This is a genomic window from Denitrificimonas caeni DSM 24390 (genome assembly GCF_000421765.1).
GTDB classification, from domain to species: Bacteria; Pseudomonadota; Gammaproteobacteria; order Pseudomonadales; family Pseudomonadaceae; genus Denitrificimonas; species Denitrificimonas caeni.
Genome location: NZ_ATXQ01000002.1, coordinates 22,755 through 48,045 on the forward strand (window position 1 = coordinate 22,755; position 25,291 = coordinate 48,045).

The 25,291-nt window shown below is 48.8% G+C and carries 19 protein-coding genes and 2 pseudogenes; 9 read left to right on the forward strand and 12 right to left on the reverse strand.

Annotated elements, in window-relative coordinates; genetic code table 11:
- Nucleotides 1–125 precede the first annotated feature (125 nt).
- The gene (locus H591_RS0103095) at nt 126–824 is read left to right on the forward strand and encodes a class I SAM-dependent methyltransferase (RefSeq protein ID WP_022965485.1); all 699 of its coding nucleotides are present in this window, start codon (nt 126–128) and stop codon (nt 822–824) included.
- 57 nt (nt 825–881) lie between these two features.
- Here H591_RS0103095 and rpsA read toward each other — a convergent pair whose 3' ends face one another.
- From rpsA to mtnA, 8 genes and pseudogenes are all read right to left on the reverse strand, one after another.
- Entirely contained in the window at nt 882–2,561 is a 1,680-nt protein-coding gene (rpsA, locus tag H591_RS0103100; protein ID WP_022965486.1) for a 30S ribosomal protein S1, read from the reverse strand.
- Nucleotides 2,562–2,716: 155 nt separating this feature from the next.
- Nucleotides 2,717–3,403, reverse strand: coding sequence for a (d)CMP kinase (cmk, locus tag H591_RS0103105; RefSeq protein ID WP_022965487.1), 687 nt, complete (start codon nt 3,401–3,403; stop codon nt 2,717–2,719).
- Nucleotides 3,400–5,631 (reverse strand): bifunctional prephenate dehydrogenase/3-phosphoshikimate 1-carboxyvinyltransferase, encoded by a 2,232-nt coding sequence (locus tag H591_RS0103110; RefSeq protein WP_022965488.1) that lies wholly within the window; start codon nt 5,629–5,631, stop codon nt 3,400–3,402. Before H591_RS0103110 ends, cmk begins: the two co-directional genes overlap by 4 nt.
- Before the next feature lies 1 nt (nt 5,632).
- A complete protein-coding gene (gene hisC, locus H591_RS0103115) occupies nt 5,633–6,745 on the reverse strand; it encodes a histidinol-phosphate transaminase (protein ID WP_022965489.1) in 1,113 nt (370 codons plus the stop codon).
- A gap of 54 nt (nt 6,746–6,799) precedes the next feature.
- Nucleotides 6,800–7,894 (reverse strand): prephenate dehydratase, encoded by a 1,095-nt coding sequence (gene pheA / locus H591_RS0103120; RefSeq protein ID WP_022965490.1) that lies wholly within the window; start codon nt 7,892–7,894, stop codon nt 6,800–6,802.
- Nucleotides 7,895–8,980 (reverse strand): 3-phosphoserine/phosphohydroxythreonine transaminase, encoded by a 1,086-nt coding sequence (serC, locus tag H591_RS0103125; RefSeq protein ID WP_022965491.1) that lies wholly within the window; start codon nt 8,978–8,980, stop codon nt 7,895–7,897.
- Between the two features lie 132 nt (nt 8,981–9,112).
- A pseudogene (gyrA, locus tag H591_RS0103130) lies at nt 9,113–11,651 on the reverse strand (DNA gyrase subunit A); the annotation flags it as partial.
- Nucleotides 11,652–11,827: 176 nt separating this feature from the next.
- Entirely contained in the window at nt 11,828–12,892 is a 1,065-nt protein-coding gene (mtnA, locus tag H591_RS0103135; protein WP_028244135.1) for an S-methyl-5-thioribose-1-phosphate isomerase, read from the reverse strand.
- Between the two features lie 154 nt (nt 12,893–13,046).
- Between mtnA and H591_RS0103140 the strand changes: the two genes are divergently transcribed.
- From H591_RS0103140 to H591_RS0103160, 5 genes are all read left to right on the forward strand, one after another.
- Nucleotides 13,047–14,375, forward strand: coding sequence for a TRZ/ATZ family hydrolase (locus H591_RS0103140; RefSeq protein WP_022965493.1), 1,329 nt, complete (start codon nt 13,047–13,049; stop codon nt 14,373–14,375).
- A 124-nt stretch (nt 14,376–14,499) separates the two neighbouring features.
- On the forward strand, nt 14,500–15,198 hold the full coding sequence (ubiG, locus tag H591_RS0103145; protein ID WP_022965494.1) for a bifunctional 2-polyprenyl-6-hydroxyphenol methylase/3-demethylubiquinol 3-O-methyltransferase UbiG: 699 nt from the start codon (nt 14,500–14,502) through the stop codon (nt 15,196–15,198).
- Nucleotides 15,198–15,869, forward strand: coding sequence for an HAD family hydrolase (locus tag H591_RS0103150; RefSeq protein WP_022965495.1), 672 nt, complete (start codon nt 15,198–15,200; stop codon nt 15,867–15,869). Before ubiG ends, H591_RS0103150 begins: the two co-directional genes overlap by 1 nt.
- Before the next feature lie 81 nt (nt 15,870–15,950).
- The gene (locus H591_RS0103155; RefSeq protein ID WP_022965496.1) at nt 15,951–16,688 is read left to right on the forward strand and encodes a YciK family oxidoreductase; all 738 of its coding nucleotides are present in this window, start codon (nt 15,951–15,953) and stop codon (nt 16,686–16,688) included.
- Nucleotides 16,689–16,979: 291 nt separating this feature from the next.
- Nucleotides 16,980–17,903 (forward strand): GGDEF domain-containing protein, encoded by a 924-nt coding sequence (locus H591_RS0103160; RefSeq protein ID WP_022965497.1) that lies wholly within the window; start codon nt 16,980–16,982, stop codon nt 17,901–17,903.
- A 52-nt stretch (nt 17,904–17,955) separates the two neighbouring features.
- Here H591_RS0103160 and rluB read toward each other — a convergent pair.
- Nucleotides 17,956–18,891, reverse strand: a pseudogene (gene rluB / locus H591_RS14695) (23S rRNA pseudouridine(2605) synthase RluB); the annotation flags it as partial.
- A gap of 213 nt (nt 18,892–19,104) precedes the next feature.
- On the reverse strand, nt 19,105–21,348 hold the full coding sequence (rlmKL, locus tag H591_RS0103170; protein ID WP_022965499.1) for a bifunctional 23S rRNA (guanine(2069)-N(7))-methyltransferase RlmK/23S rRNA (guanine(2445)-N(2))-methyltransferase RlmL: 2,244 nt from the start codon (nt 21,346–21,348) through the stop codon (nt 19,105–19,107).
- A 409-nt stretch (nt 21,349–21,757) separates the two neighbouring features.
- On the opposite strand from rlmKL, the gene rmf reads away from it, so the two are divergent.
- Nucleotides 21,758–21,973, forward strand: a complete 216-nt coding sequence (gene rmf / locus H591_RS0103175) for a ribosome modulation factor (protein WP_028244137.1) — start codon at nt 21,758–21,760, stop codon at nt 21,971–21,973.
- Between the two features lie 267 nt (nt 21,974–22,240).
- Here rmf and H591_RS0103180 read toward each other — a convergent pair whose 3' ends face one another.
- Together H591_RS0103180 and H591_RS0103185 are read right to left on the reverse strand one after the other, a co-directional pair.
- Nucleotides 22,241–23,266: a quinone-dependent dihydroorotate dehydrogenase gene (locus H591_RS0103180; protein ID WP_022965500.1), complete on the reverse strand. Its 1,026-nt coding sequence runs from the start codon at nt 23,264–23,266 to the stop codon at nt 22,241–22,243.
- Between the two features lie 42 nt (nt 23,267–23,308).
- Nucleotides 23,309–23,530, reverse strand: coding sequence for a DUF2835 domain-containing protein (locus tag H591_RS0103185; RefSeq protein ID WP_022965501.1), 222 nt, complete (start codon nt 23,528–23,530; stop codon nt 23,309–23,311).
- 104 nt (nt 23,531–23,634) lie between these two features.
- Here H591_RS0103185 and H591_RS14700 point away from each other — a divergent pair, with 104 nt between their 5' ends.
- Together H591_RS14700 and lexA are read left to right on the forward strand one after the other, a co-directional pair.
- Complete coding sequence (locus H591_RS14700; protein WP_022965502.1) at nt 23,635–24,507, forward strand: DUF6685 family protein; 873 nt, start codon at nt 23,635–23,637, stop codon at nt 24,505–24,507.
- 156 nt (nt 24,508–24,663) lie between these two features.
- The gene (gene lexA / locus H591_RS0103195; protein ID WP_022965503.1) at nt 24,664–25,284 is read left to right on the forward strand and encodes a transcriptional repressor LexA; all 621 of its coding nucleotides are present in this window, start codon (nt 24,664–24,666) and stop codon (nt 25,282–25,284) included.
- The last annotated feature ends 7 nt before the right edge of the window (nt 25,285–25,291 follow it).

The window sequence follows — 25,291 nt, forward strand, 5'->3', positions numbered from 1 at the left end:
GAAAAGTCAGTTTCTCGCAAGTAAATTGCGGATAAAAAATTGCTTAGAGGCCTCCAACAATAATTATTGAAATATGCGACACTGAGGGCATCTTAGTTTTTGAGGCCTTTACATATGCGCAGTTCATGAACGCCCTAACCTACCAAACACAAACCAATAGCATCAAAATTAGTGGTGTCAAAAATCTATTTATTCGATCGCTGTTAGATCGTCAGCAATATTATGATCCAACCGGTGCCGCAGCACGGCTTGGTATCTGTTCCGCTTCATGGTCATTGTTTGGCATGCTCTGGCCATCTAGCATCCATCTAGCCAGCGCTTTAGCAAAACGCCCGATTAATCCCAATGAAAGAATCTTAGAGATTGGCTGTGGACTGGCCTTAGCCAGCTTAGTCGGACACCGCTTGGGCGCGAACATTACCGCCTGTGATCGCCACCCTAAAGCCAAACTTTTTCTTGAAGAAAATCTGCGTTTAAATAACTTATCCAAACTGCCTTTTCGTCATGGTCAGTGGGGTGAGCACCCCGTTCCTTCAACTAAAGATACCGGTGCTGCACTACTGTCAAAAAAGTACGATTTAGTGATTGGTAGCGACCTACTCTACGAGCCGGATATGCCTAAAGCTTTGGCTAGCTTTGTCGATGAGTGTGCCAACCCGAATGCTGAAGTCTGGATTGTCGATCCTAACCGCGGCTACCGCACAGCCTTTAATAAAAAAATGGGGCTGTTAGGTTTTCAGTTAAGCTCTGAAGCGTCGTTAAGCGAAGTCGAGATCACTGATGAGAAGTACAAGGGTCGTTTGTTGATTTACAATCGTTGCTAATTTTAGACACAAAAAAGGGGTGACCGAAGTCACCCCTTTTTTTAGATCACAAAGAACTTAGTTCTTGTTCTCTTGTGCAGCGCGGATCAAGTCACCTAAAGTGGTTGGGCCTGCTGCTTCTGTTTCTTGCTTACGCAATTCTTTGATTGCATCTTTATCATCTTCTACGTCTTTAGACTTGATAGACAAGTTAATAACGCGAGATTTGCGGTCGATGTTGATGATTTTCGCTTCAACTTCGTCGCCTTCTTTCAGAACGTTACGTGCATCTTCTACACGGTCACGGCTGATTTCAGATGCTTTCAGAACGGCTTCGATGTCGTCAGCTAATAGGATAATTGCACCTTTAGCATCAACTTCTTTAACAGTACCAGTAACGATGGTGCCTTTCTCGTGCTCTGAAGCGTAGCTTGAGAATGGATCATCTTCTAACTGCTTGATACCGAGTGAGATACGCTCACGCTCTGGATCAACAGACAGAATAACAGTTTCCAGCTCATCGCCTTTCTTGTAGCGACGAACAGCTTCTTCGCCTACTTCATGCCAGCTGATGTCTGATAAGTGCACTAAACCGTCAATGCCGCCATCTAGGCCGATAAAGATACCGAAATCAGTGATTGATTTGATGGTACCGGAGATTTTATCGTTCTTGTTGAACTGGCTAGAGAAATCTTCCCATGGGTTAGATTTGCACTGCTTGATGCCCAGAGAAATACGGCGGCGCTCTTCGTCGATGTCCAGAACCTGAACTTCAACTTCGTCACCAACCTGTACAACTTTTGATGGGTGGATGTTTTTGTTAGTCCAGTCCATTTCTGAAACGTGAACCAAACCTTCAACACCTTCTTCCAGCTCAGCGAAGCAACCGTAGTCCGTCAGGTTAGTTACGCGTGCATTAACACGAGTACCTTCTGGGTAACGGGCTTTGATAGCTACCCATGGATCTTCGCCCAACTGCTTCAGGCCTAAAGATACACGGTTACGCTCGCGGTCGAATTTCAATACTTTTACGTCGATCTCGTCGCCAACGTTAACGATTTCGCCTGGGTGTTTAATGCGCTTCCAAGCCATATCAGTAATGTGCAACAGACCGTCAACACCGCCAAGATCAACGAATGCGCCGTAATCTGTAAGGTTCTTAACGATACCTTTAACTTGTTGACCTTCTTGCAGGTTCTCAAGCAGTTGCTCGCGCTCAGCGCTGTTTTCTGCTTCCAGAACGCTACGACGAGATACAACAACGTTGTTACGCTTTTGATCAAGCTTGATAACTTTGAACTCAAGCTCTTTGCCTTCTAAGTGCGCAGTGTCGCGAACTGGACGTACGTCTACCAAAGAACCTGGTAGGAACGCGCGAATGCCGTTCACATCAACTGTAAAGCCACCTTTAACTTTACCGTTGATAACACCCATGACCACTTCTTCAGCGTTGAAAGACGCTTCAAGAACCAGCCAAGACTCAGCACGTTTAGCTTTTTCACGGGACAGTTTGGTTTCACCAAAGCCGTCTTCTACCGCGTCAAGCGCTACGTGAACTTCGTCACCAATCTTGATGGTCAGTTCGCCTTGTTCGTTGTAGAACTGCTCAACTGGGATAACGCCTTCTGATTTCAAACCAGCGTGTACTGTTACCCAATCACCATCAATATCAACAATCAAACCAGTGATAATTGCACCGGGTTGCATGTCTAGGGTTTTTAGGCTTTCTTCAAAAAGGTCTGCAAAGCTTTCGCTCATGTTTAATCCTGCTGATCGAGGGCAAGAATCTGCCCAAATCCACATTCCAGAATAATGTGGTCTTATTAATAAGTAGAAAACATGACAGCTATTATCTGGGAGCTGCACATGATTCAAATTAAAGCTGAAGCACACTCATGTGCACTTCATGCTTTTTATCCAGCTAAGCTGCGTACTGCAACTTCGCTGAGAATTCTTTCTAGCACTTGCTCGATGGTCATTGTCGTGGAATCTAAGATGATTGCATCATCTGCAGGCTTCAACGGGGCAATACTGCGATTGGTGTCACGCTCATCACGCGCACGAATCTCCTCTAGCAAGCTCGTAAGGGTAACAGTTTCGCCTTTATCCTTCAACTGTAAATAACGACGACGCGCACGCTCTTCGGCACTTGCCGTTAAAAAGACTTTTAAAGGCGCGTCAGCGAACACCACTGTGCCCATATCACGACCATCAGCAATTAAGCCTGGCGCTTGACGAAACTCGTGCTGACGACGTAATAATCCAGCGCGCACACCAGGCAGTGCAGCAATTTGCGAAGCATGTGCGCCGACTGTTTCATTACGAATCTCATCAGTGACATCTTGATTTTCTAAGAGAATGCGCTGCGAATTACTTTCAACATCGACCACAAACTCGACATCTAAACCAACTGCCAGCACTTCAAGCGCATCTTCATGATCAAGCGGCACCGCATGTTTACCTGCAGCCAAAGCAAGCACTCGATACAAGGCTCCAGAATCAAGCAGTTGCCACTGCAACTTAGTCGCCAATATACCGGCAACAGTGCCCTTACCTGAACCGCTCGGCCCATCAATAGTGATTACGACTGGTAGGCTCATACCTGTCCCTCAGGCTCGACGCGCATGCCGACTTGTTTACATAGAGCAAGAAAATTAGGGAACGAAGTGGCGACATGCACACTGTCGTGAATGCGAATCGGTGCGTTAGCCCGCAGCGCGGCAACACTGAACGACATCGCAATGCGGTGATCACCGTGCGCCCACACTTCGCCGCCACCCATTTGTCCGCCTTCGATAATGATGCCATCTGGGGTGCCTTTGGCATTAATTCCCAAAGTAGTTAAACCATCCACCATCACTTGAATGCGATCCGACTCTTTAACTCGCAACTCTTCAGCGCCGCGCAACACCGTACGGCCTTCGGCACAGGCTGCCGCGATAAACAGCACAGGGAACTCATCAATGGCTAATGGCACCAATTCTAAAGGAATATCAATGCCTTTTAATTTAGCGCTGCGCACGCGGATATCAGCAACCAGCTCACCACCAACTTCACGCACACGCTCAAGGCTTAAATCAGCACCCATTAAGCGTAAAATATCAATCACACCGGTGCGTGTAGGGTTAATCCCCACATGCTCAAGCACCAATTCTGAATCCTCTGCAATGCTCGCAGCAACCATGAAAAACGCAGCTGATGAGATATCTGCCGGTACTTCAATGCGTGTGCCAGTCAGTTTGTGATTGCTTTCGAGTTTAGCGGTGGCGCCGTGTACTTCTACCGGGTAGCCAAAGCCACGCAACATGCGCTCGGTATGATCGCGGGTTGGTGCAGGTTCGGTCACTGCAGTTTCGCCGCCGGCATATAAGCCTGCCAGCAATAAACAAGATTTAACCTGGGCACTGGCCATCGGCATTTCATAATGCATGCCAGTCAAGCGCTGACCACCGCGAATGGTCATGGGTGGACGCCCTTCTGCCGCCGTCTCAATGACCGCACCCATATCACGTAGCGGCTTAGCCACACGATTCATTGGGCGCTTAGATAGCGAAGCATCACCAGTTAAGATGCTATCAAACGACTGTGCAGCCAAAATACCGGACAGTAGACGCATAGTGGTGCCTGAATTGCCGACATAAATAGGCCCCGGCGGTGCTTGCAGACCATGCAAGCCGACCCCGTGAATAACCACGCGACCATCAACCGGTCCTTCAATTACTACGCCCATATCACGGAACGCCTGAATGGTGGCTAAGGCGTCTTCACCCTCTAAAAAGCCATCTACTTCAGTCACACCTTCAGCTAAAGAGCCAAGCATAATGGTGCGGTGAGAAATTGACTTATCACCCGGCACTCGAATCGTGCCATTCACACGCCCACCTGGCTTAGCCAGAAAAATCAAATCATTATCAAGCATATTTTCCACATAGGCCCGTTGGGCTAAAATAGTACTAAAATGTTCGCGGGCAGCACGCGCTCGGGTAAACACACCAAGCAAGTGATGCCCATCTCCTTCGGCGATGGCGTTACGCAACGCATCAAGATCGCCACGAAACTGGTCCAGTTGCTGCAAAACCGCTTCACGATTGGCTAGAAAAATATCGTGCCACATCAGCGGATCACTGCCAGCTATGCGAGTGAAGTCGCGAAAGCCGCCAGCGGCATAACGAAATATTTCTAAATTCTCGCTTCTTTTAGCCAGCGAATCGACTAAACCAAATGCTAACAAATGTGGTAAATGGCTGGTTGCTGCTAAAACCAAGTCGTGCTGCTCAACGCTCATGCTCTCCACATCAGCACCCAAGCCTTGCCATAGCGCTTGAATACATTGTAAAGCTTCAGGATCGGTTGCAGCGTGGGGCGTTAAAATAACCTTGTGGTGTTTAAATAAGTCGGCATTCGCCGCTTCTACCCCACTGCGCTCAGAGCCTGCTATCGGATGTCCTGGCACTAAACGTTTTGGCAAATAGCCATAAGCTTCTTGTGCCGCCTTGAGTAAATGCCCTTTGACACTACCAGCATCAGTGATGATGGTTTGACTCAAGTCGAGCGGCGCTAAGCTCTTAAGCAGTTTGCTCAATGCCAACACTGGCACCGCCAGCATCAACACATCAACATCGCGGCATGTTTCTAGCAGCTGTGTGCTGCAACGATCAACAATACCCAGCTCTACTGCGCGCTGGCAGGACTGCTCATTAAGATCAACACCAATCACTTCTTCTGCTAAACCTGCCTCGCGCACACCTTTAGCAAATGAAGAGCCAATCAGCCCGAGGCCGACGACGACAAGGCGCTTAATCAGTGGTTGTTGAGAGGCTACCTGCATCTTAAACCTGCTGTAAAACGAGGGTTAAAGCATCCAGAAAGCGTTGATTTTCTTCTGCTGTGCCAATCGATATGCGTAAAAAAGTTGGCATTCCATAACCAGCTACTGGACGCACGATGACACCTTGCGCGAGTAACGCTTGGTTAATCGCTGCCGCATCACGTTGAAAATCCACTGCGATAAAGTTACCTCGCGATGGAATCCAAGATAAACCTAAACGCTTAAAACCCTCTTCAAGCTGCTGCATGCCTTGGCTGTTCAGAGTACGGCTGCGCTCTAAGTACTCAGCATCATCTAAAGCAGCGCAAGCCGCGACCAAAGCCAAACTATTGACGTTAAAAGGCTGGCGTACACGATTAAGCACATCAGCAATGGCTGCTGAAGAAACCGCATAGCCAACGCGCAATGCAGCCAAACCATAGGCTTTCGAGAAGGTGCGTGACACCAATAGATTAGGATAACGGCTTAGATACGCCATGCCATCAGGCAGGTCACTATCGGCTGCATATTCAATATAAGCTTCATCCAAAACCACCAGTACATTGTCTGGCACTTTAGCGAGGAAAGCATTTAAAGCCGCTTGATTAAACCAAGTACCTGTTGGGTTATTTGGGTTAGCAATAAACACCACACGGGTATTACTGTCGATCGCTGCTGCCATTGCCTCAAGATCATGCCCATAATTTTTAGCTGGCACTTGGCGACACTCAGCGCCCGCTGCAAGGGTCGCAATCGGATAGACAGCAAAAGCGTGTTCGCTGAATACAGCGTTGCGACCTGGTGCCAACCAAGCCCGCGCGACCAACTCTAAAACATCATTCGAGCCATTGCCTAAAGTCACTTGCGTAGGCTCTACCGCATAGCGTTCAGCAAGCTTTTGCTTAAGAGCAAAACCACTGCCATCAGGATAGCGGGTCAATTCAGTCAGCGCTTCAACAACCGCAGTACAGACTTTAGCGCTGGGGCCTAAAGGGTTTTCATTACTGGCTAACTTAACAATATCAGCAGGATCAATGGCTAACTCACGTGCCAACTCATCAATCGGCTTACCAGGCACATAAGGTGAAAGCCCTTGGACATAAGGGAGTGCCAAAGCTAGAAAATCAGAACTCATTTACTTTCCTTACATAATAGGCTGCTGGCTTACGCACAACAGCCTTGTACAAGGTTAAAGAACAGCGTTTGGGTAAGAGCCTAAGACTTTTAAACCGACGGCTTCTTGAGCGATTTTTTCCAGAGCACTTCTAACTAATGGATCATCTTTGTGACCCATAAAGTCAATAAAGAACACATAGGTCCATTTGCCACTGCGCGATGGTCGCGTCTCAATACGCGTCAGGTCAATGCCGCTGGTATGAAACGGAATCAGCAACTCATGCAGCGCGCCAGGCTTGTTGCTCATGGAGATGATCACTGAAGTTTTATCATCGCCGGTGGCCGGTACAGTTTGATTACCAATAATCAGAAAACGTGTGGAGTTATCCGGACGGTCTTCAATTTTATCAGCAAGAATCGTTAAGTCGTACAGATGCGCTGCCATATCACCAGCAATCGCTGCACTGTTCCACTCGCTTTTTACCCGTTTTGCCGCTTCAGCGTTACTCGACACGGCAATACGCTCAACGTTTGGATAATGCGCATCCAACCATTTACGGCATTGTGCCAATGACTGTGCGTGCGAATAAATGCGGGTGATACGCTCAGTCTTAGTGTTTTCCGCCACCAATAAATGATGGTGAATACGCAGCTCGACTTCACCACAAATCACTAGATCATGCTCAAGAAAGCTATCGAGGGTGTGGTTAATCGCACCTTCAGTCGAGTTCTCAACCGGCACCACACCAAAGCTCACAGCACCAGCTGCAACTTCGCGGAAGATTTCATCAATCGCTGCCATTGGCTTGCTGATCACGGCTTGACCAAAGTGCTTCAACACCGCCGCTTGTGAGAAGGTACCTTCAGGACCAAGATAGGCAACTTTCAACGGCTGCTCTAAAGCAAGGCAAGTCGACATGATTTCACGGAACAAGCGCGCCATTTCTTCGTTATCCAGCGGGCCTTTATTAAGCTCCATGATGCGCTTAAGAACCTGCGCTTCACGCTCTGGACGATAAAAAATGGCTTCTTCACCTTCCGCTAAACTGGCCATTTTAATACGCCCGACTTCTTGAGCGCAGCGTGCACGCTGACTGATCAGTTCAAGAATTTTCTCGTCCAGCGAATCAATACGCACACGTAAGGCTTGCAGCTCCTGCTCGCTCATTTATGCGCGCTCCTTCTCGAAGGCTTGCATATAAGCAACCAGCGCCTGAACCGCTTCGAGTGATACCGCGTTATAAATAGAGGCGCGCATGCCGCCCACTGAACGGTGACCTTTTAGATTGAGCAACCCGCGCTCATCGGCACCTTGCAAGAACGCTTTATCGAGCTTTTCATCAGCCAAACGAAATGGCACGTTCATCCAAGAGCGCGCATTGACCGCAATCGGATTGCTGTAGAAGTCGCTGTCATCAATGGTTTTGTACAGTAGCGCTTGTTTGGCATGGTTAATCTTCGCCATTGCCTCGAGGCCGCCCTGCTGTTTGAGCCACTTAAACACGAGGCCTGACAAGTACCAAGAAAAGGTCGGTGGCGTGTTGTACATCGAGCCATTATCCGCTGCGACTTTATAGTTCAGCATGGTTGGGCAGCTGGCACGGGCATGCCCCAGCAAGTCTTCACGAATAATCGCTACGACCAAGCCGCTCGGGCCGATATTTTTCTGTGCGCCAGCGTAAATCATGCCATAGCGGCAGACTTGCAAAGGCTTAGAAAGAATATCAGACGACATATCCACCACTAGCGGTGAGTCACCGGTGCGCGGCGTCCAATCAAACTGCAAACCACCAATGGTTTCATTGCTGGCATAGTGCACGTAAGCCGCATCTTTAGTCAGATTCCACTCATTCTGCCCAGGAATAGCAAAATAATCATGAGCCTTGGCGCTAGCAGCAACATTCACATTACCGTAGCGCTGCGCTTCTTCGATGCTTTTACGCGACCAAATCCCCGTGTCAATGTAGTCAGCCGTTGCGCCTTCAGCCAATAAGTTCAGCGGAATTTGCGCGAACTGCTGGCTCGCACCACCTTGCAGAAACAGCACTTTGTAGTTATTTGGGATATTGAGCAAATCACGTAGATCTTGCTCAGCCTCAGTAGCAATCGAGGTGAACTCGTCGCCACGGTGACTCATCTCCATGACTGACAAGCCTTTGCCATGCCAATCTAATAACTCACTTTGCGCCTGTTGCAGTACCGCTTCAGGTAGCGCAGCAGGTCCTGCGCAAAAATTATAGACTCGATTACTCACTGGGCTCTCACTCTTCTGGGTTGCCTGACTCATCAGCGACGACCTGTGCATCTTCACTAATGACATCTTCATTAACGTCTGGCGCTTGCTCATTAGCAGCATCTACTGCAGCGTCATCTAGATCTTCTTCATCAATTTCTGTTGGTTCTTGCACGCGCTCAAGACCGACTAAAGTTTCGTCTTTGGCTAAGCGGATCAAGGTGACACCCTGAGTGTTACGTGACAATGATGAAACTTCATCAACGCGCGTACGCACCAAAGTACCCTGATCAGAAATCAGCATGATCTCTTCACCGTCCAAGACCTGAATCGCACCCACCAGCTTGCCATTGCGCTCACTGCACACCATGGCAATTACGCCCTGGCCGCCGCGACGGTATTCTGGGAATTCGCTGATAGCGGTACGTTTACCGTAACCACGCTCAGACGCAGTAAGGATCTGACTGCCCTCTTCAGGAATCAGCATAGAGATCAGTTTTTGATCTTCAGCAATGCGCATACCACGCACACCACGAGCGGTACGGCCCATCGCACGCACATCGGTTTCTTTAAAGCGGGTGACCTTGCCACCGTCAGAGAACAACATCACTTCACGTGAGCCGTCAGTCACAGCTGCAGAAATCAAGGTGTCGCCTTCATCCAGCGCCAAGGCGATTAAACCTGAGGTACGTGGACGACTAAACTGCTCAAGCGGCGTTTTCTTCACGGTACCGTTGGCTGTCGCCATAAAGACAAAGTGGTCTTCGGTGTACTCATCAACCGGCAACATCGCGGTGATTTTCTCACCTTCATCCAGCGGTAATAAGTTAACAATTGGGCGGCCACGTGACGTGCGTGAAGCTTCCGGAATCTCAAAGGTACGCATCCAGTACACTTTACCTTTGCTGGAGAACAGCAGTAGCGTGGTATGACTGTGCGCAACCAACAGGTGCTCGACGTAATCTTCATCTTTCACGCCGGTCGCCGCTTTACCACGGCCACCACGACGTTGTGCATGGTAAGCATCCAACGGCTGACTTTTCGCATAACCAGAATGCGAAATTGTCACGACACGCTCTTCTTCAGTGATCAAGTCAGCAATGGTTAAATCAACCCGTGAAGCGGTGATTTCAGTGCGACGCTCATCACCGTAGTCGGCTTTAATTTTTTCTAATTCTTCGCGAATCACTTCCAGCAAACGCTCAGCGCTGCCAAGAATCTTCAACAACTCACCGATCTGCAAGAGAATTTCTTGATATTCAGCCAGCAGTTTTTCATGCTCAAGACCGGTTAAACGGTGCAGTCGCAGATCCAAAATCGCTTGCGCTTGTTCTGGCGATAGATGGTAGAAACCATCGCGCATGCCATATTGCTCAGGCAAGTCTTCAGGACGGCATGACTCAGCACCTGCGCGCTCAACCATCGCCGATACAGCGCTAGATTCCCAACCTGTGGCAATTAAGCGCTCTTTCGCTTCAGCTGGCGTTGGCGAGTCTTTAATCATCGCAATAACAGGATCAATGTTCGACAACGCGACCGCTTGACCTTCAAGAATATGACCGCGCTCACGGGCTTTGCGTAATTCAAATACGGTACGGCGTGTTACCACTTCACGGCGGTGACGCACAAAAACTTCGAGCATGTCTTTGAGGTTAAGCAGGCGTGGACGGCCATCAACCAAGGCCACCACGTTAATACCAAACACACTTTGCATCTGTGTTTGTGTATAGAGGTTGTTCAGGACAACTTCTGGTACTTCACCGCGACGCAGTTCGATCACTACGCGCATACCGTCTTTATCAGACTCGTCGCGCAGCTCACTGATACCTTCGAGCTTTTTCTCTTTGACCAGCTCCGCGATTTTTTCAATCAAACGCGCTTTATTCAGCTGGTACGGCAATTCGCTGATAATGATTTGCTGGCGGCCACCGACTTTATCAATGTCTTCGATAAAGGTGCGCGCACGCATATAAATGCGACCACGGCCGGTACGGTAAGCTTCAACAATACCTGCACGACCATTGATAATTCCCGCCGTTGGGAAATCAGGACCTGGGATAAACGCCATCAACTCATCAATACTGATTTCTGGGTTATCAATAATGGCTAAACAACCGTCGATCACTTCACGCAGGTTGTGTGGCGGAATATTGGTTGCCATACCCACGGCAATACCTGAGGAGCCGTTAATCAGCAAGTTAGGTACTTTGGTCGGCAATACCGCAGGAATCATTTCGGTGCCGTCGTAGTTAGGCACCCAATCCACGGTTTCTTTTTCTAAGTCAGCCAGTAATTCATGGGCCAACTTGGTCATGCGCACTTCGGTATAACGCATTGCAGCTGCGTTATCACCGTCTACGGAACCGAAGTTACCTTGGCCGTCAACCAATAAGTAACGTAAAGAGAACGGCTGCGCCATGCGGACAATGGTGTCGTATACAGCAATATCACCGTGAGGGTGATATTTACCGATGACGTCACCGACGACACGCGCCGATTTCTTATAGGGTTTATTCCAGTCATTACCCAATTCACGCATCGCAAACAAAACACGCCGGTGTACGGGTTTTAAGCCGTCACGTGCATCTGGCAACGCTCGACCAACAATTACGCTCATCGCATAATCAAGGTACGACTGTCGCATTTCATCTTCGATACTGATCGGAAGGATTTCTTTGGCCAAATCACCCATGGAAGCTCGGTTCCTTATTAATTCATCATGCCCAATTCAAGCGGCCAATAGTAACACATGCCGCGCTAGCGCGCTCAAGCAACGCTGAGGCTTTTTCTTGGTTTTGTTAGACGGTACTGATTCATCTGCATTTATACGGCTCTTACGGCCTCCCGCAAAGCTTAGAGCGCATGAATTTAGCGCATCAGTGCCTGCATATTCTCTAAATTCGGCTGTTCAACCACGCCGCGCTCGGTAACAATCACATCAATCAACTCTGCAGGAGTGACATCAAACACCGGATTATAGGCATCAATTTGCGCGGCAACACGCTGACCGGCAATTGCAAGAATCTCCTCGCCTTCACGTTGCTCGATCGGTATCTGCACACCACTGCTCAATTGCATATCAATGGTTGAGCTAGGTGCCACCACCATAAACTTCACCTGATGGTGGCGCGCCAACACTGCTAATTGATATGTGCCAATTTTATTAGCCACATCACCATTGGCGGTAATGCGGTCGGCGCCGACGATCACCCAAGTAATCTCACCCTGCTGCAGCAAATGCGCAGCGGCAGAATCGACATTAAGCAGGCTGGGTATCTGCTCCCCGATCAATTCCCACGCAGTTAAGCGTGAACCTTGCAGCCAAGGACGGGTTTCATTGACGTGCACACAAGTGAGCAAGCCTGCCGCATGCGCCGCACGCACCACGCCCAAAGCGGTTCCAAAACCACCTGTAGCCAATGCGCCGGTATTACAGTGCGTCATCACATGTTGCGGACCGGCATTGGCTCGATTAATCACCTCTAAACCCAATTGCGCCATAGACAGATTGGCTTCACGGTCAGCATTGAGAATATCCAACGCTTGTTGCTCTAATACGACTAAAGGCTCTGCATGTTGCGCAGCAACGTCTAGGCAATCACGCATTTTCTGTAATGCCCAAAACAAGTTCACTGCAGTCGGACGCGACGCTGCTAATTCGGCAAAGTCAGCTTCTAATGCTGCTTGCCAGTCATTCACCCCGTTAACAAAGTGCTGCTGAGCCGCCAATACCACAGCAAAAGCTGCGGCAATACCAATGGCTGGAGCCCCACGCACACGCATCTGCGCAATGGCTTGCGCAACATCTGTGGAGGTCTCATAGCGCTGCCAGATCTCTTGCTGTGGCAGCAGACGCTGATCAAGTAAATAGAGGCCGCCCTCACGCCAATCTAAGGCTTTTACTTTCTCAGCAGCGAGCATTTGTTCGCGTATCATTGGCATGACCCCTTGAAAAATAAGCAATTATAGCCGAATCTGCGTATAAAATCGCACAAACAACTGTGCCTCAAGTTATCGCAACTGCGTCAGAGCCATTCAACCTACAGCACATTATTGGTCAGTATTTTATTCGCATAGGAAGCCGCGCATGCCGCACTCGCCGTTAGATTGTTTGTTATTGCCCGAGTGGCTGGTACCGGTCGAACCGGCTGGCGTGGTATTGAGAAACTATGCAATTGGCATACGCGATGATCGTATCGCTCTGATCGCGCCTCGCGAGCAGGCTTTAAAAACACCTTGCGCAGATGTTCGTGAACTACCCAACACCCTGTTAACCCCCGGCCTGATTAACGCACACGGCCATGCGGCAATGAGCTTATTTCGCGGTCTGGCGGATGATCTACCCTTACAGGCTTGGCTCAATGAGCATATTTGGCCAGCCGAAGCGCAATGGGTGAACGAAGACTTTATTCGTGATGGCACAGAGCTCGCAATTGCTGAGCAGCTAAAAAATGGTGTCAGCTGTTTTTCAGACATGTATTTTTTTCCTGAGATTGTTTGCCAGCAAGTGCACAGTAGTGGTATTCGCGCGCAAATCACTGTACCTATGCTGGACTTTCCAGTCCCCGGCGCTCGCAACAGCGCCGAAGCGTTACGCCAAGGCTTGCAACTCTTTGATGATTTCAAGCAACACCCGCGTTTAACCATAGGCTTCGGTCCGCACGCACCCTACACCGTTGGCGATCAGGGCTTAGACAATATCGTTATGCTGGCCGCGCAATTGGACGCACCCGTGCAAATGCATGTGCATGAAACCGCATTTGAGGTTCAGCAGAGCATCGAAAAATACGGCGAACGCCCCTTGGCTCGCTTAGCTCGCTTAGGCTTGCTCGGCCCGCGCTTTCAAGCCGTACACATGACGCAAGTTAACGATGACGATATCGCCCTCTTAGTGCAGAGCAACAGCAGCGTTATTCATTGCCCTGAATCCAACTTGAAACTGGCGAGCGGCTTCTGCCCGGTGGAGCGTCTTTGGAGTGCTGGGGTTAACGTGGCGATTGGCACTGATGGTGCTGCCAGTAATAACAACCTCGACTTACTCGGTGAAACCCGCACGGCAGCCTTGCTGGCCAAAGCCGTGGCTCAGTCCGCCAGCGCACTCGATGCCCACCGCGCTCTGCGCATGGCCACACTAAATGGCGCGCGCGCCTTAGGCATTGATACTCAGACCGGTAGCTTAGAAGTCGGCAAACTTGCGGACATGACAGCTTTTAACTTTAACGACCTGTCAGTGCAGCCTGTTTATGACCCCGTGTCACAGCTGATTTACGCGGCGGCACGCAACTGCGTTGAGCACGTCTGGGTGGGCGGCAAACAGCTACTGAAAGACCGCCAACTAGTGCGTATGGATGAACAAAAAATCATTGCAAATAGCCAGCAATGGGCTCGAAAAATATCAAATAAATCAAATAGTTAAATGATTAAGTTAAAGCTTATAATAGATACTGCTTGCCTACTGCCGTGAAGACTCAAGTAAAATCCCAAAAAAACTGGCATGATGTCCCCCTCAAATCGCGGCATATATCGTATAGGACTGGGTTATGACCAATGTAGACCATGCTGAAATTGCGAAGTTTGAAGCCTTGGCTCACCGCTGGTGGGATCGTGAAAGCGAATTTAAACCTTTGCATGATATCAACCCATTACGCGTCAACTGGATCAATGAGCGCGCGCCTTTAGCCGGGAAAAAAGTTTTGGATGTGGGCTGCGGTGGTGGTATTTTAAGCGAAGCAATGGCTCAGCGTGGCGCACAGGTGATGGGCATCGATATGGGCGAAGCGCCTTTAGCCGTCGCGCGCCTGCATCAACTGGAAAGTGGTGTTGAAGTCGAATATCGACAAATCACCGCTGAAGCGTTAGCCGAAGAAATGCCAGAACAGTTTGATGTGGTGACCTGCCTAGAAATGCTTGAGCACGTACCTGACCCTGCTTCAATTATTCGTGCCTGTTACGCCATGGTTAAGCCGGGTGGCCAAGTGTTTTTCTCAACCATCAATCGCAACCCCAAGGCCTATCTTTTTGCCATTGTTGGTGCGGAATACATCATGCGTCTGTTACCGCGTGGCACCCACGATTTCAAAAAATTCATTCGCCCTTCCGAATTAGGCGCATGGAGTCGTGCGACTGGTTTACAGGTGCAAGACATTATTGGCCTAACCTACAACCCGCTCACCAAGCGCTACAAACTTGAAGCCGATGTGGATGTGAATTACATGTTGCACACCACCAAGGATGCCTGATGCGTATTCAAGCGGTGTTGTTTGATATGGACGGTACCTTGCTGGATACGGCAAAAGATTTTTATGCCATCTTGCAAGGTATGCGCGCTGAACGCGGTCTAGCCGCATTAAGCGATGAAATGAAGTTTCGTCAGTATGTTTCACGCGGCGCGCAAGCAATGGTTGCTTACGCCTTTGCCAGTCCAGCGGATAATTCTGAGTTAGAGTCTTTGCGCGCAGAGTTCCTGGCTCGTTACGAGTTGCAACACGCAAAATTTACTGCTCCTTTTCCTGGCGTTTTAGAACTTTTGCAGCGCTTAGAGCGTGCGGATATCCGCTGGGGCGTCGCAACCAATAAACCATTGCGTTTTGCTCAGCCAATCATGGATTCACTCAGTCTGTCTGCACGCAGTGCCGTACTACTGTGTCCCGATCATGTTGAAAACAGCAAGCCTGCGCCCGATATGTTGCTGGCTGCTTGCGAGCAACTGCAACTTGACCCGCGCGAAGTGATGTATGTTGGCGATGATCAGCGTGATATTGACGCCGGCCGCGCGGCTAACATGCGTACAGTGGCTGTGCGTTATGGTTATATTGCAGCCGGCGACAATCCGTCCAATTGGGGCGCTGATGCAGTGATTGATAACATTGCTGAACTAGAGTCGTTACTCGAAGCGCAATGCGGCTGTTAATTGTCATCCCAACAGTGCCTGCGCAAGATAGATTTAACCTGAGCTAATTGGCTTACCTTATTGATTTTAAAGAGATGAGTTATGTTTGATTACACTGCACCTGCTGACCTATTGAAAGACCGTGTCATTTTGGTAACCGGCGCTGGCCGTGGTATCGGTGCAGAAGCGGCGCGCACCTACGCGGCACATGGCGCAACCGTCTTGCTACTCGGCAAAACGGAAAAGCGTTTAAATGCTGTCTATGATGAGATTGTTGCTGCCGGCCACTCTGAGCCGGTGGTGATTCCTTTGGACCTAGAAAAAGCAGCGCCAGAGGCTTACCAAGAGTTAGCCGCGATGGTCGAAAGCGAATTTGGTCGCCTAGACGGACTGCTACACAATGCTTCTATTTTAGGCCCGCGCACACCGCTTGAGCAGCTCGCTGGCGAGAACTTCGCCAAAGTCATGCAAATTAACGTTAACGCCATGTTTATGCTCAACAGTGCAATGCTGCCGTTATTGCGCTTATCTAAAGATGCCTCGGTGATCTTCACTTCAAGCAGCGTCGGACGCAAAGGCCGCGCTTACTGGGGAGCCTATGCGGTGTCAAAATTTGCTACTGAAGGCCTCATGCAAGTCATGGCCGACGAGTGCGATGACACCAGTATTCGCGCCAATAGCGTCAACCCCGGCGCTACCCGCACAGATATGCGCGCCCATGCTTACCCTGGCGAAAACCCGCTGAACAATCCAACACCCGCCGAAATCATGCCGGTGTATTTGTACCTTATGGGCGCAGAGAGTACTGGGGTAACCGGTCAGGCGCTTGACGCACAGTAATTAACAGCAGCACAGTCGCTCGACTGTGCTGCTCTATAGCGCTTAACGCTACCCTGCAATTTTCTCGCACCTACGTTACTGCCAACCCGTCAATTTAATAGTCTCCAATATAAATGATTCGTCATAATTTCGTCAGCATCACTCGATGACCTGTAAAAGTGATGGCCATTTGCAATGTTTTTTTGACGCCCACCTAACAAAGAACTATAAGTCATTGATTTTAAAGAATATTTAAAGTTGGCATGAAAATAGCTTAACTATAAGCAAGATCGCTTAAGGTGAAGCAAGCTCATGAATACTCAACTTATATCAAATGTCATCAGTTTAGAGAAAACAGCCCAGGCGCGTACCGCTGATAAAAGCGATATGCTGCCACTGATTGCTTTATCGCATGAAGAGCTGCGTCAGTTACTGACCACTCAATTGCAAAGCTCACTGGACATTACCACGATTTTAGGTTTGTTTTTTAAGAGTTCACAGCGCTTAGTTAAGTACTCATCACTCAGCTTTCAGCATGCTGCTCACGCGATCAAAGTGGAACTGGGCAGTGCTGAAGAGCACAGCGTGAATTACAACTTAAACTATTATGGCGACTTTTTAGGCAATATAGTTTTCACTCGCGCCAACCGCTTTAGCGAACAAGAGCTAGGTGACTTTGAGTCAATAATTTCCAGCTTAATCTTTCCGCTGCGCAACGGCTTGCTGTATGCAGCTGCACTACAAAATGCATTAAAAGATCCTTTGACGGGTATTGGCAATCGTATTTCAATGCAGCAAACATTGCAGCGCGACATTGATACGGCGCAGCGCCATGAGCAAGCTCTGTCTGTGTTGATGATTGATATCGACTACTTTAAGCGCATCAATGACACTTACGGTCATAGCGCTGGCGATGCAGTATTAGTCGAAGTTGCGCAGCACATCCAAAAACAACTGCGCACAACCGATGCATTATTTCGCTATGGTGGCGAAGAGTTTTTAGCCGTACTGCCTAATACCTGCAGTCAGCATGCGTCATTAGTCGCTGAACGCTTGCGTGAAAGCTTAGAAGCGTTGGAAATAAATATCGAAGGACACATCATAACAGTGACTTCAAGTACTGGCTGCGCAACATTGCGTACAGACGACTCTCAACACAGCTTATTACAACGCTCAGATGTTGCTTTGTATGCAGCTAAACATAATGGCCGCAACCAAGTTCAGCTAGCTCTATAAAAAGAGCTAGCTGAATGCTCAACACCAGTCCTTATTCTGGACGTAAACGACGCACTGGCGTATTACGGGTGCTGCCAGGCTTCTTATTGCTTGAAGGGCCGCTTGCACGTGGCTTTCTTGAGTCTTTAGCAAACTCCGCCGGTTGCTCTTTATTAGTGGTGTACACAGTTTTATCTGCACCACGTCGAATATTGCGCGCCGCAGCAACAGGCTTAGCAGTTTTACGCTGCTGACGATCCAGTTTGTCTTTGGCTTTCTCGCTCATCTCAGGCAACAAGATAGGCTCAAGACCAACTTCTTTACTGAGAATATCCAACTCAGCTTGACCCATTTCACGCCAGCGTCCCATGCTCAGCTCTGATGTCAGGAATACCGGTCCAAAACGTACACGTTTCAGACGGCTGACCACCACGTCTTGGGATTCCCACAAACGACGCACTTCGCGGTTACGGCCTTCCATCACCACGCAGTGGAACCAGCGGTTGTAGCCTTCGCCACCTGGAGCCGCTTGTACGTCAGTAAACTTAGCCGGACCATCTTCTAGCATCACGCCACGCTTAAGATTTTCAATCATCTCTTCCGTGACTTCACCACGCACACGTACCGCATACTCACGGTCCATTTGGTAGGAGGGATGCATTAAACGGTTGGCCAGCTCACCGTCAGTGGTGAACATCAGTAAACCTGTGGTGTTGATGTCTAAACGACCAATATTGATCCAACGGCCGGTATGCGGACGTGGTAAACGATCAAATACAGTTGGACGACCTTCCGGGTCATTACGCGTGCACACTTCGCCTTCTGGCTTGTTGTAAATCAGTACACGGCGCTGCAAGTAGGTTTCTGCATCTTGTTTCAGTGGACGGCCATCAACAGTGATGGAATCCAGTGCATCAACCCGCGCACCGAGTTTCGCCACGCGCGCATTGACCATCACCCGGCCATCACTGATCCACTGCTCAATATCACGACGCGAGCCAAAGCCCATGCGCGCCAATACTTTCTGCAGTTTCTCGCCTGCAGGGGTTACGGCAATTTTCTTGCTTTTGTCGTTTTTGACTTTTTCGCGTGCTGGTGCAGCAGGCTTTTTGGATTTATCGTTCATTTCAAGCACCTCCCGGTGGGTCGCTTTTCAGTTATTAAATTGCAAATAGTGCAAGTGCCTCATCATACGCGCAGCGTCGCCAATAGACGATATAAATCAGTCAGTGCGCTGGGTTAAATGCCACGCTTGGTGAATCTTTTTATTGCGCGCAAAGTCAGGGTCGAAGGTTTTATCGGTGATATTGGTCACCTGATAACGCGCCTCAATGCTTTCATCCATCACAAAGCGACGGAAGTTATTAGAGAAATACAGACTGCCACCTGGGGCTAAGCGTGCCATGGCACGGTCGAGCAGCAGAACATGGTCACGCTGTATATCAAACACATCTTCCATCCGCTTGGAATTGGAGAAGGTTGGCGGATCAAGGAAAATCAGATCATAGCTTTCACGATCATTTTCCAGCCACACCATCACATCAGCATGCACCAAACTGTGTTTATCAGAAAAACCATTGAGCGCTAGATTGCGTTTAGCCCAATCTAAATAGGTTTTCGACAAATCCACACTGGTGGTGTTGCGTGCGCCACCTTTAGCCGCATGCACAGTGGCTGCTGCGGTGTAGCAAAATAGATTTAAGAAACGCTTACCAGCGGCTTCCTTTTGAATACGCATGCGCATTGGACGGTGATCCAAGAACACTCCGGTATCCAAATAGTCAGTCAAGTTGACCAGTAACTTCACGCCACCTTCAGAGATGTGCATGAACTGGCCACGCTCAGCTTGACGCTCGTACTGACGCGTGCCGGCCTGACGCTCGCGACGCTTGATAACGATGCGCTCAGGCGGCACATCCAAGACGGTCGGAATCGCGGCTAAGGCATCCAAAAAACGCCCTTTGGCTTTCTCGGGATCGATGGTTTTTGGCGCAGCGTACTCTTGCACGTGCACCCAGTCTGCGTAGATATCTACCGCTAAAGCATACTCAGGCATATCTGCATCATAGAGGCGGTAGCATTCAACCTGCTCTTTACGCGCCCACTTACCCAACTGTTTGAAATTCTTTTGTAGACGGTTAGCAAACATCTGCCCGCCTTCACTTAAACGAGCCGACTCAATCGGCGCAGCTGATTCGCGCTCAGGCTCGCCGGTTAAACGTGGTGCTTCATCATAATCAACTGCTGCACCAGGTTTGGTGTGCGTAGTGACGCGATCAGCTAAAACAAAACGCTCTGGCTGAACTTGGAATAATAATAAGCGGCACGGCAAGGCACCGTTAAACAATGAATACTGCTTATGACTGCGTAAACCCATGCGTTTGCCCAGTTGTGGCGCGCCGGTAAAGACGGCTGCTTCCCAACCGAGACAAGCACTGCGTAGACGCTCACCTAAGTATTGATAGAGATAGAGCAAGCTGGCTTCATCGCCTAAACGCTCACCGTACGGCGGGTTGGTCACCACCAAACCGGTTTGGCCATGATCAGGCTTAGGCTCAAAAGTAGCCAACTCGCCTTGGTAAATATTGATCCAACTCGCTAGACCAGCACGCTCAATATTGTTGCGCGCTGGCTGGATTAAACGCGGATCACCTTCATAACCACGAATCCATAACGGCGGCTTGGCTAAACCAATCTCGGCGCGCTGCTGCGCTTCTTCATACAACGGCTGCCAAAGCTGTGGCTGATGCCCAAGCCAGTTGCTAAAACCCCAACGCTCACGACGTAAGTTTGGCGCGATATCGGCAGCCATCATCGCACCTTCAACTAAGAAGGTGCCAACACCACACATAGGATCCGTTAGTGCGGCACCCTGCTTGGCCAGCGCAGGCCAGCCGGCGCGTAGTAAAATCGCCGCGGCAAGATTTTCTTTTAGCGGTGCCGCGCCCTGCTGCAAACGATAACCACGTTGGTGCAAGCTGGTGCCAGATAAATCCAAGGATAAGGTTGCTTCACCACGGTTTAAGTGCAAATGGATGCGTACGTCAGGACTGATTTTATCCACCGAAGGACGATTGCCTTCTTTGTCGCGCAACGCATCAACAATCGCATCTTTAACTTTTAGTGCGCCAAAATGGGTGTTATCAATGCCCGATCCACGCCCGGTAAACTCCACCGACAAAGTGCCGTTGGCTTGCAGATGCTCTGACCAATCCAAATCATTGATGCCGTGATATAGATCTTCCACGGTTTTCACACTGAAACGCTTGAGCACTAAGAGTACGCGGTTAGCCAAACGTGACCAAAGACACATGCGATAAGCATCTTCTAGGGTGCCACGACCGGAAACACCGGATAATTGTTCGCGGGCATCGGTCAAGCCAAGCGACTGCGCTTCATCCAGCAACAGACCCTCAAGGCTCTTTGGGCATGTTAAATACAGTTCAACTTCTTTTTGCTCAGGCATAAAATTCTCAGTGTGTGCATCAAGGGTGCAAATAAAATATTGAGTCGACAATGACACAGCCTATTCGATGACCTTTCATCGGTTTTATCACGCTGCATTTGATCCTCTGCAAGGCGGTCGACTGACAATCTAAAAACGTTTGTAAAAATGGAAAGCGTTGATAACACTCGCTTTGCGCCATTTCTTTTCGAAACAATTTGTCACTTATGCTGATTACTCAAAAAAACAGCATCTATATATAGCCAAACAATCATTCCAACCGAAGCAATCATTGGTTAGAACTCGTACGTGCTTTTCTATTTGCGCACTCGAGACTGATCGTAAAGCAAGTGGTTTGAAACTGTACAGTATAAGGCTTTACTTAAAAGCCTGCGGCAACATTCTAGTCAAAAACTGAGGGCTATACCCAATGAGAAGACTCAAGCGTGATCCGTTAGAACGTGCTTTTTTACGTGGCTACCAACATGGTGTCACTGGTAAGTCGCGCGAACTCTGTCCTTTTAACTTATTATCTGCCCGCCAAGCTTGGTTAAACGGCTGGCGTGAAGGCCGTGGCGATAACTGGGACGGCTATCGTGGCACTGCCGGCATCCATCGACTTAATGAGCTCAATGCCGTAGGTTGACTCGGCTTTGTAGTGATTGGTGAGGCTCTGCAATGGAGCCTCACTTATGAAACCTCTGAATAACTACCTGCTTAGCTACCACTGCGTTAAAAACTTACTCAAAATACTCATTTACTCATTGTAAACTGCGTTTTTTCGCAAGTTTTGATTCGCTAGCGCTCACCCTACGGGTCAGCCTTTGGCTGTTACTCCCGTTGGTCGTTGCGCCTTGTGTTAACGTCCTCGGTAACGTTATCCAGAGGTTCCTTATGTATTTAATTGACGACCTTACTGTTTACGCAGTCCAGCAATCGCATCCACCGACTCGCGAATTAACTGCGGACCTTTATAGATAAAGCCAGAATAAACCTGCACTAAACTTGCACCGGCTTGAATTTTCTCAGCCGCATGCTGGCCTTCAGTAATGCCGCCTGCAGCAATAATAGGTAAGCGACCAGCTAATGTTTCAGCCAGCACACGCACCACATGCGTGCTTTGCTCGCGCACTGGCGCACCAGACAAGCCACCCGTCTCATCGGCATGCAACATGCCTTCAACACCTTTACGGGAAACCGTTGTATTGGTTGCAATCACCGCATCCATACCGGTTTCAATTAAAATATGCGCCACATCGGTGATTTCTTCATCACTCATATCCGGTGCAATTTTAATGGCTAAAGGCACGCGCTTACCATGCAATGCGGTCAAATCTTCTTGGCGTTGACGCAACGTTTCCAACAAGTTTTTCAGTGAATCGCCAAATTGTAATGTGCGCAGCCCTGGAGTGTTCGGCGAACTGACGTTAACCGTAATGTAACTGGCAGAACCGTACACTTTATCCAAACAATACAAATAATCATCGGCGGCGTTTTCAACCGGCGTATCAAAGTTTTTGCCGATATTGATACCCAGCACGCCTGAATAATTCGCTGCTTGCACACGCGCCAATAAATGATCGACACCAAGATTATTAAAACCCATACGGTTAATCACACCCTCTGCTGCTGGCAGACGGAATAAACGCGGTTTGGGATTACCGGGTTGCGCGCGTGGCGTCACCGTACCTATTTCGATAAAACCAAAGCCTAAACCCGCCAAACCTTGAATGGCGTCACCGTTTTTATCAAGACCCGCGGCAAGCCCAACAGGGTTAGGGAACTCTATGCCCATCACCGATACAGGCAGCGCGCTTGGTTTTTTTACCAATAGACGGGTTAAGCCGAGACGGCCACTGGCACCGAGCAAATCAATGGTCAACTCGTGTGCGGTCTCAGGAGATAATTTAAATAATAAGCGTCGAGATAAGTCGTACATAGATAGGTATCAAATTAAATGTAATGGTTTAATTGTAGCGGTTTAAGTGACCTTTCGCAGAGCTAATAACTGGCCTTGCTGGTTAAATTCAATAACAAAGCTACCATATACGCCTTTATGTGTTAAAAAAGGCTGTAAATGTCGCGCAGGAAGACTGACTGTACGTCCATCACGGCTACGTAGAATCACGCGATTAGCAGTGCCTTGATATACCCGTAAATACTCATGAGCAGGCAAAGATATGTCTAACAATAAACTAAGCATGATAAGCTCTCATAGACATGCACAGCTTTTTAGCTTAGTAGTGTAGCATGTGTTGTGATTGCGTTCTCCATGACAGACAACGCGGATAAGGTATAGTGTGAGATATGGCCCAATACTCTTCTTCATTAATCTCTCGCTTCAGCGCATTATTTAAGCGCACTGAAAGTGATTTAACGACATTAGTCCCTGAGCAAATCGCACAGCAGATTACCCTGCCTTTCACTGAGCTTGTTATTCCACCTGCTTCCATTTGCTGGAAAAGTAATCTTTACTTCCAGCATTTATATGATTTGCCACGAGGTGCCTTATCAGGCCCAGTGCAAGAAGATAAAGCTGAAGCTCATAGTTTTCTAGCTCATATCGTCACTAAAACAATTGATACTGATTGCATCATCGATCTACGCGATATTTATGGTCTTTCCGAATCTGTATGCGGCCTACAGCCGCTGCAAAGCTTAGAAAGTTTTGCAGCCAGCGAGCAATGCCGACACATCCGCATTATCAGCTATCGCGACTTTGAAAAAACCATTACTCAGGCCATTCCGCACTTTCTCAGCGATCAGCCTATCAACTTACGCCAAGCCAGTTGGCTGGGTGAAAATCTGTTCTGGGCCAGCGAACAACACAGCTGCGAGCTCGCCTGTGCTGTGGTTTATGCAAAGCGTCGCGGTTTAGATTTACCGAAACGTAGCTATATCAGTCGTTACTCATTAAATAGTGATGCATTGAAAGTGCTCAGCAGAAACTACCATATGCTTATCATGCCCGAGCAGGCATGGAATGATCGACAGTTCATGGCTATTTTAGTGGATGCAGGGATTCCTTATGCGCGCTTAACACTGACTAAGCCACCCGTGCAAAATGAAGTGCTGCTTTTATCTAAACGAAAAAAATCATCCGACAACTTAGGCAAAGGACTAAAGCTTGCAGGAGGCTATGATGCAGCCGAAGCACTACTGCGTCTCGCTCAGCGCTGATTCCTTCTACCCCTACTCCAACAACCCTCATTTTCATCAGCACTAAAGTCAGCTACCTAAACCAAGAAGCATTAATAGCCCTTCTAGATAAAGCGTTGCATATAAAAAAAGACTGTATATAATAACAGGCACTGTATATAACAACAGAGTCTTGCCATGCTGAAGCTAACCAAACGTCAATCAGAAATTTTAAGCTTTCTTAAAACCTGGATAGAAGACAATGGCTACCCGCCAACCCGCGCTGAAATTGCTAAAGAGCTCGGCTTTAAGTCGCCCAACGCAGCTGAAGATCACCTAAAAGCCTTGGCGCGCAAAGGTGTCATTGAGATGATTCCTGGCGCATCGCGCGGTCTAAAAATCATTGATAGTGGCGATGACGAAACATTTGCAGCAAACGACAACGAGCTACCAATTATTGGTCGAGTAGCGGCCGGTGAGCCTATTTTGGCCCAGCAGCACATTGAAAGCTCTTGCCCCGTCAGCCCTGAGTTATTTCACCCGCGCGCCGACTATTTATTACAAGTGCGCGGCATGAGCATGAAAGATATTGGCATTCTTGATGGCGATTTGCTCGCAGTGCATATCACTAATGAAGCGCGTAACGGCCAAATAGTTGTGGCGCGTATTGATGAAGATGTCACCGTCAAGCGCTATAAGCGCGAAGGCAGCACTGTTTGGCTACTGCCAGAAAATAGCGATTTTGAACCGATAAAAGTTGATTTAAAAACACAGAATTTAACCATCGAAGGTTTAAGTGTCGGCGTTATACGCCGCTAATGAGGTC